Origin of the sequence: Hydrocarboniphaga sp. (assembly GCF_965279055.1) — a bacterium.
In the GTDB taxonomy this organism is placed as follows: Bacteria; Pseudomonadota; Gammaproteobacteria; order Nevskiales; family Nevskiaceae; genus Hydrocarboniphaga.
The window spans coordinates 3420673-3433516 of sequence record NZ_OZ257125.1; the positions used below are offsets into that span (position 1 = coordinate 3420673).

Here is a 12844-nt window from a genome sequence, read left to right on the forward strand (position 1 = left end):
GGCGGTCATTCCCGCGAAAGCGGGAATGACCGCTCCGCAAACGGGCGCAGCGAATGGCAAGCACCTTGGTTTTTTATTGCCTAAACCGCAACTGAACCGCTACGACGCTGTCATAAGCCCTAATCGCCCGCCTTCCGCGTGACCATGAACCAGCCGACCCAGCGTCCCCACATCGTCGTCGTCGACGATGACCAGCAGATCCGCGAGCTGCTCAGCCAGGTGCTCGACCAGTACGGGTTTTCGACCCGCGCGGTCGCCGACGGCCGTGAACTCAGCCGCGCACTGGCCGAGCAGCCTGCCGACCTGATCGTGCTCGACCTGATGCTGCCCGGCGAAGACGGCCTGTCGATCTGCCGCGAACTGCGTACCCGCTCGGCGACGCCGGTGATCATGCTGACCGCGCGCGGCGAGTCGGTGGACCGCGTGGTCGGACTGGAAGTCGGTGCCGACGACTACGTCGCCAAGCCTTTCGACCCGCGCGAGCTGGTCGCGCGGATCCGCACCGTGCTACGCCGCGCCAGCACCGCACCCGGCAGCGGTACGCAAACGCGGCTGCGCGGCTGGAGCTTCGATGGCTGGACCTTCGACGCGGTGCGCCGCGAGCTGCGCGACCCGGAAGGCGCGATCGTGGCGCTGTCGAGCCTCGAGTTCCGGCTGCTCGAACTGCTGCTGCAGCATGCCAACCAGGTGCTGACCCGCGACCGCATCATGGAGGCCACCGCCGGCCGCCCGGCCGATCCTTTCGAGCGGCGCATCGACATCGCCATCTCGCGGCTGCGCGCGCGCCTGCGCGACGACGGCCGCGAGCCGCGGCTGATCAAGACCGTGCGCAATCGCGGCTACGTGCTGACCGCCGAGATCAGCACCTCCTGATGAGGACCCCGCCCTGCGCATAAGGCCGCTGCGATACCTGCGCAGCCTGCTGCGCCACGCCTACGGCCGCATTCCGCTGTCGCTGCGGGTGGCGCTGCTGGTGTCGCCGGTGATCGTCATCGGCCAGTATCTGACGATCCGCTTTCTATGGGAGACGCGGCCGGTATCGGTGCTGCAGTCGAGCAGCGATTTCAGTCCGCAGCGGGCGGTACCGAGCTTCATGCCGCAGCCCGGCTTCCGGCTGTCGCCGCACGACAATGCGATCGACCGCGGCCCGCCGGCGCCGTGGGAGTCGCCGCCACTGGTACACGAGACCCTGGGCCAGAAGCTGACCTTCGCGGTGCACAACTGGATGCCGCCGTGGCAGCACCTGATTTCGATTTTCTTCATCACCGCGATGATGGTCTGGGTCACCTGCTGGTGGGTGATGCGGCCGCTGCAGCGGCTGTCGCAGGCCGCCGAAGCGCTGGGCCGCGACGTCGGCGGCGAGCCGCTGGCGGAGCGCGGCCCGCCGGAGGTGCGGCGCGCGGCGACCGCGTTCAACCGCATGCAGGACCGTCTGCTGCGCTTCCTGCGCGGCCGCAGCGACGCATTGCTGGCGATGTCGCATGACCTGAAGACGCCGATCACGCGGCTGCAGCTGCGCCTGGCCTTGCTGCCGGAACATCTGCAGGAACCGATCGCCGACGACATCGGCACGCTGCAGAAGCGAGTCGAGGAGGCGCTGACGTTCATGCGCGGCGTGCACAGCGGCGAGCCGATGCAGGATGTCGACGTCAACGCGCTGGTCGCGATCATCGTCGAGCGCCTGCAGGACACCGGCGCCGACGTCACGCTCAACGGCAGCGCACGCAAGCTGCATTGCCGCCCCGGCCAGCTCGAACGCGCGCTCGCCAACGTGCTCGAAAACGCGGTGCGTTACGGCGGCAGCGCGCAGCTCGACCTGATCGACCGCAACGATTCGCTGACCTTGCGCGTGCGCGATCATGGCCCGGGCATTCCGGAATCTTTGCTTCCGCGCGTAACCGAACCTTTCTTTCGCGTCGAATCTTCGCGCAACCGTGACAGCGGCGGCACCGGCCTGGGCCTGGCGATCACCAAGGATCTGGTGGAGTCGATGGGCGGACGCCTGGATCTGAGCAATCTCGACGGCGGCGGCCTCGAAGTCGCGTTCACCTTGCCGCGCAAGCCGCGCTGATCCCACACGTCCACGGCGGCTGACAGCCCGGCCTGCGACACGCAACGCTCAACCCGCAAGACCGGCCTTGGCCGCGACGGTGCTCTCGAGGCCCCGGTCGCGTCCAAGGCCGCTCCTCCATGCGGTCGCGCCTCCACGTTTGATTGTGCGCCACTGTTAAGCGGGCTTTACAAACGTTACGGCGGGTTGCAATACCGCAACCCTGGTACACGCAGCGCTCACCTATCGTGCCGGCAACGCGCCGACGCTGAGATCCGACACCGGATTCGCGGCGCGCTTCCCTCCTTCGTCACGAGAGTCCGACATGCCCGTTTCCCTGCCGCGCCTGCGCCGCGCTGCGCTGTTCGCCGTTCCCCTGCTGGCCATCGGTCTCGCCGCTTGCGGCGGCGGTGGCGGCGATGACGACGACATCGACATGCCGGTGGCCTTCGCGGTGATCGGCCAGGCGGATTTCGCCGGCTACCAGTCCAACCGCGGCAGCAGCGTCAATGCGCTGGGCCTGGCGCAGCCGCTGGGCGGCGTCGCCACCGATGGCTCGAAGTACTACGTCGCCGACTACAGCAATCACCGCATTCTCGGCTGGAACAGTATCCCCGCCAGCGGCGCGACCACGCCGGACTTCGTCATCGGCCAGAGCGATTTCACTTCCAACAGCTCGGGCACCGCGGCGACCAAGCTGGCGCTGCCGAGCAGCGTGGCTATCACCGACACGCATCTGGTGGTCGCCGACTCCGGCAACAACCGCGTGCTGATCTGGAACACGCTGCCGAGCGCCAACACCGCGCCCGACGTGGTCGTCGGCCAGAGCGATTTCGTTACCGACGATCCCGGCACCACGGCGAGCAATCTGAGCTCGCCGGTGTCGGCGATGATCGCCAACAACAAGCTGTTCGTCGCCGACCAGTACAACAACCGCGTGCTGATCTGGAACAGCATCCCGACCAGCAACGGCACTGCCGCCGACGTCGTCATCGGCCAGACCGATTTCGTCAGCAACACGGCCGCGGATGAAGAAGACGGGCTGACCAATCCTTCCGGCCTGTGGACCGACGGCCTGCGCCTGCTGGTCGCCGACAGCGGCAACAACCGCGTGATGTACTGGTCGTCGATTCCGCGCGCCAATGCGGTGGACGCGACCTACGTGATCGGCCAGACCGATTTCTCGCGCACCAGTGCCGGCGTCGGCCAGGCCGCGCTGCGCACGCCCTACGGCATCACCTCGGACGGCACGCATATCTACATCGCCGACGCCGATAACAACCGCGTGGTCAAGTTCGATTCCTTCCCGATTTCCAATGGCGCCTCAGCCAGCGACATCTATGGCCAGGATAGCTGGAGCGCGCGCACGCCCAACGACGACGATCAGGACGGTACCGCCGACGACGAGCCTTCCGACCGCACGCTGAGTTCGCCCACCGGCGTGACCTACGCCAACGGCGTGCTCTACGTGACCGACCGCAACAACCATCGCGTGCTGTATTTCCCGGATTGATCGGCGACGGGTTGAACGATCGCAGCATCGAAGAAGCACACCGGCATTACCGCGTTGTTCGCACGTCGAGTCTGATCCCATGACGTTTTCTTATCTGCGGGCGGTGGCAACAGCCACCGCTCTGGCCGGCGCCTGCCTGCTCTGCGCCTGCAATGCCACGGTCGGCGAAGGCAATGCGCCGGAACGCATGTATCTGGGCCTGAGCGGCGAAGAAACATCGGCGGCGATGTCCGAGTGCACCAACGTGCAGCTCAACGCCTACGTGGTGTTCTCCAAGGGCGGCACCGGCACCTACGACACGCGCGTGCAATGGGTGTCGGAGAATCCGTCGATCGTGTTCGTCAGCGATGGCGTCACCGCCAGTCCCGAAGGCACGGTCTACGCCGCCGGCACGCTGGTCGCGCTGCGCCCGGGCGCGGCGACGATATCCGCGACGTATCTGACTTTGCATGCGTCGATCACCGTCGATGTCAGCCAACTCGTCGACCTGAAGATCGAAAACGATCTGACCAACATCGGCGAAGACCTGGACCAGTCGTTCAAACTCAAGGCCGTGCTGACCCAGGGCCAGCCCGAGCAAGACATCACCAACAGCGGCGTGTGGCGCTTCGACCCGGCGACTTCGCATGCCTATGTCGGCTCCACCGACGGCGTGGTGCACGCCAACTCCAGCACCGGCAGCGACAACCTGCGGCTGGTCGCACGACTGCCGGAATGCGACCGCGAAGTATCGACCAGCTTCAAGATCGCGCCGGTGACCTCGCTTGCGATCGACTACTTCGAGCGCGGCGACGCGACGGCGCTGCCGGAGAATTTCTCCGAAGCGTTCACGGTCAACGCCGGCTTCGCCGACGCCAGCGCGCCGCTGCAGAACGTGACCACGCAGACGGAGATCGACGAGATCGACGACGACTACATCAGCGCCTCGCTCGGTGAGGACGCCTGGTACGTGACCGCCGGCGATCGTGTCGGCTCCGGCAAGCTGACGTTGAAGCTGTCGGCACTGGACCTGACGCTGAACAGCAAGACCTGGCAAGTGCAGGACACGACGCTGACCGCAATCAAACTCGGCCCCGAGGATCTGGCGATCACCTATCCCGACACCGGCCAGCTCGATGTCAGCGGCACCTTCGACAACGGCCTGGTCATGCCGGTCACGCGCCACGTCAGCTTCAGCAGCAGCGATACCACGCTCGGCACGCTCGGTACCGGCAACGACAACGCTGGCGAAGTGACGATCACCGACACCAACGGCGACTTCGATGTCACCGCCACCATCACCAACGGTGACGACGACGTGCTCGACGACACCGTCACGGTTCATTCCTACGCCAATGCCAACTGATTCCTTTTCACGTCTTGTCACCGCGCGCCGGCTGCCGTTGTTGCTCGCCGCCGGCAGCCTCGCGCTCAGCGGCTGCGAGGCCAAAATCAGCATCGATCTGGCGGCCGCGAAATACGGCACGGCCGACCAGGTGAACCTGGTGATCGACGAGGTCGACCTGCTCGACGAGGACGGCAGCAATCACGAGATGGACACCAGCGTCGACAACCCGGTCAACGTGCTCGACTACACCGAGGGCGACACCACCAGCCTGCTCGACGGCGAGAAAATCGCACAGGGCCGCTACACCGGCCTGCGTCTGCAATTCGCCGACAGTGGCTCGGACCTGGTGACCAGCGACGGCGCCGAATATCCGATCGACATCGGCAGCGACCTGGCCTACGCCGACATGGACGCCGATCTCGGCGACAAGGATTCCACCGAGCGCCTGGTGGTGCTGGAGACGCGCTTTTCGCTGTATCCGTCGACCAGCGTCGCCGGCCACTACACGCTGACACCGGTGCTGCGCGTGGTCTACACCGACCGCAGCGGCAGCATCACCGGCACCGTCGACGACGACCTGGTGCGTTCCAGCGCCTGCCAGCAGGGGCGCACCGTCGGCACCGGCGTCGCGGTATATGCCTTCAGCGGCTCCAACGTGACGCCGCAGGATTACGTGCAGAACGTCGGCAGCAGCCCGGTGGCGTCGGCCGACGTGGTCGTGTCTTCGGACTCGACCACGTTCAGCTACAGCTTCCCGGCGCTGACCGCCGGCAACTACACGATCGCGGTCACCTGCAATGCGGACAGCGAGAATCCGACGACCAACGACGGGCTGACGTTTCTGGCCAAGGCCAGCGTGGTGTTGAGCGAAGGCGAGTCGGAGACGGTGACGCTGGCGCAGTAAAAGCGCTCGCCGTCGCTGTAGGAGCGGACCCTGTCCGCGACCGAGCCTTCAAGAGCATCGTCGCGGACAGGGTCCGCTCCTACAGTTGCCGCGATCAGCTCTTGAAGATCTCCTCCGCCATCCGGTCCGCCAGCCCGCCGGTCGGCCGATGCTCGCTGTCCGAGCGCTCGAAAATCCGCGTCAAGGTGCCGCCGATCTGCTGCAGGTGGGCGTCGACCGTGGCCCAGTCGTAGTGCTCGCCTTCGTAGTAGATGTCGATGATGCCACCGGCATTGATCACGTAATCCGGCGCGTAAAGAATGCCGCGCTCCAGCAGCACGTGATCGTGGCGCGGCTCGGCCAGCTGGTTGTTGGCGGCACCGGCGATCACGCGCGCCTGCAGTAGCGGGATCGTGCGGTCGTGCAGGATCGCGCCCAGCGCGCAGGGCGCGAACACGTCGACGTCCAGCCCGTAAATTTCGGACATCGCCACCGGCCTGGCGCCATAGGCGGCGACGCAGCGGTCGATCGACGGCTGATACGCGTCGGTCACCCACAGTTCGGCGCCGGCCGCATGCAGATGCCCGGCGAGGCGAAAGCCGACATTGCCGACGCCCTGGATCGCGACCCTGAGGCCGCGCAGGTCGTCCCGACCGAGCTTGTGCCTGACCGCCGCGCGCAGGCCGTAGAACACGCCTAGCGCGGTCGCCGGCGACGGATCGCCGGTGCGGCCGGCAGCCGTGGCCTTCTCGTCGGCAAGGCCGCCGACATGGCGCGTGAAATCCGCCATCCGGTGAATGTCGTCGACATTGGTGCCGGAGTCTTCGGCGACCACGTACTGGCCGCCGAGCTTGTCGACGAAGCGGCCCATGGCCTCGATCATCGCCGGCGTCTTGGCGGTACGCGGGTCGCCGATGATCACGCTCTTGCCGCCGCCCTGCTTGAGGCCGGCCAGCGCCGCCTTGTAGGTCATGCCGCGCGACAGCCGCAGCACGTCGGTCAGCGCGTCGTCGTCGCTGGCGTAGGGGAACATGCGGCAGCCGCCCAGGCCCTGGCCGAGGCGGGTGTTGTGTACGGCAATGATCGCCTTCAGGCCGCTGTCGCGATCGTGATGGAAGGCGACGATCTCGTGGGCGTCGAATTCGGGGTGCGCAAAAACGGACATGGAAAGGCCTCGTACTGCGCGCCGCGGGCGCGCCGGCCGCCCAGTTTAGCGACCCGGCCGGGCCCCGCCCTGAGGACAATCCGGTCGCGGTGTCCTCGATCTGCGACAATTCTTGCTTACGCTTACCCGCTCCATGCCACACGCCATACCCACCGCGGCCGGGCATCGTCCCGCCGCCTGCCTCCAGGTGCGACCGCGAACCCATGACTCTCCACGCTGCGCTGTTCCACCAGACGGTCTACCAGTACGACCGCCTGGTGACGCTGTCCCCGCAGATCATCCGGTTGCGCCCGGCACCGCACTCGCGCACCAACGTGCTCGGCTACTCGCTGCGCATCGAGCCCGAGCCGCACTTCCTGAACTGGCAGCAGGACGCGTACAGCAACTGGCTGGCGCGCGTGGTCTTTCCGGACAGCGTCAGCGAGTTCAAGGTCACCGTCGACCTGGTCGCCGACATGGCGGTGTACAACCCCTTCGACTTCTTCGTCGAACCGGACGCCGAGGAGTTTCCGTTCTCCTACGGCCATGTGCTGAAGAAAGAGCTGGAACCGTATCTGCGCACCGAGGAGCTGACGCCGAAGTTCAGGGACTTCGTCGCCGCGATCGACCTGACGCCGCTGCGCACGGTCGACTTCATCGTCGGCCTGAACGCGCGCGTGCAGGCCGCGGTGAACTACCTGATCCGCATGGAGCCCGGCGTGCAGACGCCGGAAGAGACGCTGGACATCGGCTCCGGCTCCTGCCGCGACTCGGCCTGGCTGCTGGTGCAGACCTTCCGCCATCTCGGCCTGGCCGCGCGCTTCGTCTCCGGCTACCTGGTGCAGCTGACGCCGGACGTGAAATCGCTGGACGGCCCCAGCGGCACCGAGGTCGACTTCACCGATCTGCATGCCTGGTGCGAGGTGTACCTGCCTGGCGCCGGCTGGATCGGCCTGGACCCGACCTCGGGCCTGCTGACCGGCGAAGGCCATATTCCGCTGTGCGCGACACCGGAGCCGAGCAGCGCGGCGCCGATCTCGGGCTCGATGAGCTTCAGCAAGAAGGACGAGGACGACGAGCTCAAGACCGAGTTCGGCCACGAGATGAAAGTCACGCGCCTGCACGAATCGGCGCGCGTCACCAAGCCGTACACCGAGCCGCAATGGAGCGCGATCGATGCGCTCGGTCACCAGGTCGACCAGCAGCTCGTCGCCGGCGATCTGCGCCTGACGATGGGCGGCGAGCCGACCTTCATTTCGATCGACGACCGGCAGGGCGCCGAGTGGAACACGGCCGCGGTCGGGCCGATGAAGCAGGGCCTGGCGAACACCCTGATCCGGCGGCTGCGCGATCGCTTCGCGCCAAACGGCCTGCTGACCTACGGCCAGGGCAAGTGGTATCCGGGCGAGCAGTTGCCGCGCTGGGCCTATGCGCTGTACTGGCGCGGCGACGGCAAGCCGATCGTGCGCACCGATCTGTCCGAAGGCACGTCGAAAGCGACGCCGCTGCTGGCGCGCGAGTTGATCCGCGGCCTGGCGCGGCGCCTGGAGATCGATCCCGACAACGCGCTGCCCGCCTACGAGGACGCGTTCTACTACCTGCATCGCGAAGGCCGCCTGCCGGACAACGTCGCCACCGACGACAACAAGATCAAGGATCCGGAAGAGCGCGCGCGCATCGCCAAGACCTTCTCGCGCGGCCTGGATCAGCCCAAGGGCTATGTTTTGCCGGTGCAGCGCTGGCAGAGCCGCGCCTGGATCAGCGAGCGCTGGACCTTCCGCGGTGGCCGCATGTACCTGATCCCGGGCGACTCGCCGGTGGGCTTCCGCCTGCCGCTGGATTCGCTGCCGTGGATTCCGGCCGCGCAGTATCCGCACGTCATTCCCTACGACACGATGCGCCAGCTCGATCCGCTGGAAGACGCGGACATCCGTCGTCAGCCGTTCCTGCAGGCGCCGATCACCGAGCAGGAACAGCGTCGCCGCGAGCGCCAGCAAAAACTGATCGCCGAACGCGACCAGCCGGAGCCGGCCAAGCGCGGCGCCTACCTGCAGGGCGGCAACGTGCGCACCGCGCTCAGCGTCGAGCCGCGTGATGGATTCCTGTGCGTGTTCATGCCGCCGACCTCGGGCGTCGAGGACTATCTCGAAATCATCACCGCGGTCGAAGACGTCGCCGCCGAGCTCGATGCGCCGGTGCGTATCGAAGGCTATTCGCCGCCTTCGGATTCGCGCATCAACGTGTTGAAAGTCACGCCCGATCCGGGCGTGATCGAGGTGAACATCCATCCCGCGCACAGCTGGGACGAGCTGCGCGACATCACGCTGACGGTGTACGAGGAAGCGCGCCTGGCGCGTCTGGCCACCGAGAAATTCCTGATCGACGGCCGCGCCGTCGGCAGCGGCGGTGGCAACCACTTCGTCGTCGGCGGCGCGACGCCGGCAGACTCGCCGTTCCTGCGTCGCCCCGACCTGCTCGGCTCACTGGTGCGCTACTGGCAGAACCATCCGGCGCTGAGCTATTTCTTCAGCGGCCTGTTCATCGGCAGCACCTCGCAGCATCCGCGCATCGACGAGGCCCAGGACAACATCCTCTACGAACTCGAAATCGCGCTGCAGCAGCTGCCGCCGCCGGGCCAGCAGGTACCGCTGTGGCTGATCGACCGGATCATGCGCAACCTGCTGGTCGATGTGACCGGCAATACGCATCGCACCGAAATCTCGATCGACAAACTCTATTCGCCGGATGGCCCGACCGGCCGCCTCGGCCTGGTCGAGTTCCGCGCGTTCGAAATGCCGCCGCATCCGCGCATGAGCCTGACCCAGCAGCTGATGCTGCGCGCGCTGATCGCCTGGTTCTGGAACAAGCCTTACGACCGGCCGCTGGTGCGCTGGGGCACGCGCCTGCACGACCAGTTCATGCTGCCGCACTACTGCTGGCAGGACCTGAAGGAAGTGCTCGGCGATCTGCGCGGCGCCGGCTTCGACTTCAAGGACGAGTGGTTTCTGCCGCACTTCGAATTCCGCTTTCCGCTGCACGGCGTGCTGCTGCACGAGGGCATCGAGCTGGAGCTGCGTCACGCGCTGGAGCCCTGGCCGGTGCTCGGCGAAGAAGCCTCGGTCGGCGGTACGTCGCGCTACGTCGACTCGTCGCTGGAGCGCATGCAGATCAAGGCCAAGGGCCTGACGCCGGGCCGCCATTTCGTCACCGTCGGCGGGCGTCGCCTGCCGTTGCGCGAGACCGGAATCCGCGACGAGTTCGTCGCCGGCCTGCGCTATCGCGCCTGGCAGCCGGCCGCGGCGCTGCATCCGACCATCGGCGTGCACACGCCGCTGGTGTTCGATCTCTACGACGACTGGAACAAGCGCGCGATCGGCGGCTGCACCTATCACGTGATGCATCCGGCCGGCCGCAGCTACGAGACCTTCCCGGTCAACAGCTACGAGGCCGAGGCGCGGCGCCTGTCGCGCTTCGCGCCTTACGGCCACACGCCGGGCAGCTACTGGCCGGCTGCCGAGGCGCCGAATCCGGATTATCCGTGCACGCTGGATTTGCGGCGGCGGCGATGATGTCGGTTTTTTGTTGAAGCCGCTACGAAACCCCGTTCGTCCCGAGTAGAGCCGTAGGCTCGTATCGAGGGATCGGACCGCGCCTGGATGCGTCCCTCGATACGCTCGCTGCGCGAGCTACTTGGGATGAACGGGGTTTAGTGCTGGCATCGAAGCATCGACTGTCAGCGATGGTTCATCACCGCGATGATGTCGGTGTTTTGTTGAAGCCGCTACGAAACCCCCGTTCGTCCCGAGTAGAGCCGTAGGCTCGTATCGAGGGATCGGACCGCGCCTGGATGCGTCCCTCGATACGCTCGCTGCGCGAGCTGCTCGGGATGAACGGGGTTTAGTGCTGGCATCGAAGCATCGACTGTCAGCGATGGTTCATCACCGCGATGATGTCGGTGTTTTGTTGAAGCCGCTACGAAACCCCCGTTCGTCCCGAGTAGAGCCGTAGGCTCGTATCGAGGGACCGGATCGCGCCTGGATGCGTCCCTCGATACGCTCGCTGCGCGAGCTACTCGGGATGAACGGGGGTTTAGTGGTGAGATCGAAGCATCGACTGTCAGCGATGGTTCATCACCGCGATGATGTCGGTGTTTTGTTGAAGCCGCTACGAAACCCCGTTCGTCCCGAGTAGGGCCGAAGGCCCGTATCGAGGGATCGGACCGCGCCTGGATGCGTCCCTCGATACGCTCGCTGCGCGAGCTGCTCGGGATGAACGGGGTTTAGTGCTGGCATCGAAGCATCGACTGTCAGCGATGGTTCATCACCGCAGCGTAATTTCCCCCGGTCAATCAAACGAACAAGGGAGAGCCGCGATGGACGTCATCCGCATTATTTTTTCGATCCTGCTGCCGCCGCTGGGCGTGTTCCTGCAGGTCGGCATCGGCGCACAATTCTGGATAAATATCCTGCTGACGCTATGCGGCTACGTGCCGGGCATCATCCACGCGATCTACATCATCGTCACGCGCGACTGAGGTCGCGTGGCGGCGTACAAAAAAGGCCGCTTGCGCGGCCTTTTTGTTGGCGACTCACATATGGATCACGAAGCCCGCATGCGATTCGTGATTGATCGTCACGTCGACGCGGTAGTCACCGGACTCCAAGGCGACCGAGGCGTCGAACTGGCCGGCATTGGCGGCGCGATGCTGTGGCGCGAGCACCAGTTCGCTGAGCGAATAGATGCGCTGCGCGGCCTGCGCATGCAGCGGATGGAAGCCGACCGCGACATCGGCGTCCTGCACCGCGCGGCCGTCGCAGCTCAGCTCGACGCTGACGCGATGCAGCGGCTTGAGCGAAGCCTTGACCGGCTGCTCGGCGATCGCGAGCTTGACCAGGTAGGGCGTGTGGGTGGCGCCGGCTTCATCGGTGCGGCCGATCAGGCTGACTTCGTGCAGGGGTGCATGCAGCATGCTGTTCATTTTCTCTCTCCGTGTCTGTGTCGCACGAGTGCGTACGAACATGTTGTCGGCTTGCGCGACGCATAACTTGAATCGACGACTGACGGCAGCGTCGGTGGCGATGGATGGGACGGCTTATTGCAACACCTCGACGCTGTCGCCGACGCTCAGACGGCCGCAGCCGCGCGCGATCACGTTCATCCCGAAAACCACGCCTTTCACGCCGCGACGATACTTCGTCAGCGTGCGCAGCGGCTCGCCGCCGGGATCGAGCATGCCGGTCTCCGGCACCACCGTGGTGAAACCGCAGCGCACGCAGGGCTTGACCAGCTCGAAGACGATGTTGCCGATGCGCAGCCGCTTCCAGCCGTCCTCGGCATGCGCGGGCACGCCGTCGACGACCAGGTTCGGACGGAAACGCAGCATGCTCACCGGCGCCTGCAGTTTGGCATTGAGCCCTTCCAGCGAACCTTGTGAAATCAGCAGCAGCGGATAGGCATCGGCAAAGCTGACTTCATCGCCGGGCTGCGCGTGATCGGGATCGACCGGACGCGAGGCCTGGATGTCCATGTGGACCAGCTTGCAGTCCGAGCGCAGGAAGCGCGACACCCAGGCGTTGGCCTCGTCGGAAGCCACCGCAGCGTCGACGACGTTGCGCCACACCGTTGCGTCGACGCGCTCGCGTCCCCGCGGCGGCGGTACCAGCAGATCCGGCATGGACGGCGCACGTAGCAGCAGGCCGCGTGGCGTCGGCTCGGCGCGGATCAGCACGAGACGGGGTTGTTCGCGGCCGGTAATGAAGCGCTTGCTGGCGTCGACGATCATCCAGCGTCGATCGTGCGCCAGGCCGCGCGCTTCCAGATCGATCTGCGAAGGCGCCAGCGCCGCGCAGGATTTGATCGGGTAGATATGCAGCGCGGTGAGGCGGATCGGCATGCGCAGAGTTTATGCGGCAAGCGCGGACTCGTCA

General features: G+C 66.1%; 10 protein-coding genes. 7 read left to right on the forward strand and 3 right to left on the reverse strand.

The window, feature by feature from the left end; translation table 11 throughout:
- The first annotated feature begins 144 nt into the window (after positions 1-144).
- The 5 genes from ACQZF9_RS15445 (at position 145) to ACQZF9_RS15465 (ending at position 5794) form a co-directional block, all read left to right on the forward strand.
- On the forward strand, positions 145-873 hold the full coding sequence (locus ACQZF9_RS15445; protein WP_428309854.1) for a response regulator: 729 nt from the start codon (positions 145-147) through the stop codon (positions 871-873).
- A gap of 88 nt (positions 874-961) precedes the next feature.
- The gene (locus ACQZF9_RS15450; protein WP_428309855.1) at positions 962-2071 is read left to right on the forward strand and encodes a sensor histidine kinase; all 1110 of its coding nucleotides are present in this window, start codon (positions 962-964) and stop codon (positions 2069-2071) included.
- A 304-nt stretch (positions 2072-2375) separates the two neighbouring features.
- Positions 2376-3563, forward strand: a complete 1188-nt coding sequence (locus ACQZF9_RS15455; RefSeq protein ID WP_428309856.1) for an NHL repeat-containing protein — start codon at positions 2376-2378, stop codon at positions 3561-3563.
- Between the two features lie 79 nt (positions 3564-3642).
- Complete coding sequence (locus ACQZF9_RS15460; protein ID WP_428309857.1) at positions 3643-4908, forward strand: hypothetical protein; 1266 nt, start codon at positions 3643-3645, stop codon at positions 4906-4908.
- The gene (locus ACQZF9_RS15465; RefSeq protein ID WP_428309858.1) at positions 4898-5794 is read left to right on the forward strand and encodes a DUF4382 domain-containing protein; all 897 of its coding nucleotides are present in this window, start codon (positions 4898-4900) and stop codon (positions 5792-5794) included. Before ACQZF9_RS15460 ends, ACQZF9_RS15465 begins: the two co-directional genes overlap by 11 nt.
- 94 nt (positions 5795-5888) lie before the next feature.
- On the opposite strand, the gene ACQZF9_RS15470 is transcribed toward ACQZF9_RS15465, so the two are convergent.
- Positions 5889-6938, reverse strand: a complete 1050-nt coding sequence (locus ACQZF9_RS15470) for a Leu/Phe/Val dehydrogenase (RefSeq protein ID WP_428309859.1) — start codon at positions 6936-6938, stop codon at positions 5889-5891.
- Between the two features lie 203 nt (positions 6939-7141).
- Here ACQZF9_RS15470 and ACQZF9_RS15475 point away from each other — a divergent pair, with 203 nt between their 5' ends.
- Complete coding sequence (locus tag ACQZF9_RS15475) at positions 7142-10486, forward strand: DUF2126 domain-containing protein (protein ID WP_428309860.1); 3345 nt, start codon at positions 7142-7144, stop codon at positions 10484-10486.
- Between the two features lie 803 nt (positions 10487-11289).
- Positions 11290-11451 (forward strand): YqaE/Pmp3 family membrane protein, encoded by a 162-nt coding sequence (locus tag ACQZF9_RS15480; protein WP_428309861.1) that lies wholly within the window; start codon positions 11290-11292, stop codon positions 11449-11451.
- Positions 11452-11505: 54 nt separating this feature from the next.
- Here the strand turns inward: ACQZF9_RS15480 and ACQZF9_RS15485 are convergent, their stop codons facing one another.
- Both ACQZF9_RS15485 and ACQZF9_RS15490 read right to left on the reverse strand, forming a co-directional pair.
- A complete protein-coding gene (locus ACQZF9_RS15485) occupies positions 11506-11895 on the reverse strand; it encodes a hypothetical protein (protein ID WP_428309862.1) in 390 nt (129 codons plus the stop codon).
- A gap of 114 nt (positions 11896-12009) precedes the next feature.
- Positions 12010-12810 (reverse strand): MOSC domain-containing protein, encoded by an 801-nt coding sequence (locus ACQZF9_RS15490; RefSeq protein ID WP_428309863.1) that lies wholly within the window; start codon positions 12808-12810, stop codon positions 12010-12012.
- Positions 12811-12844 lie beyond the last annotated feature (34 nt).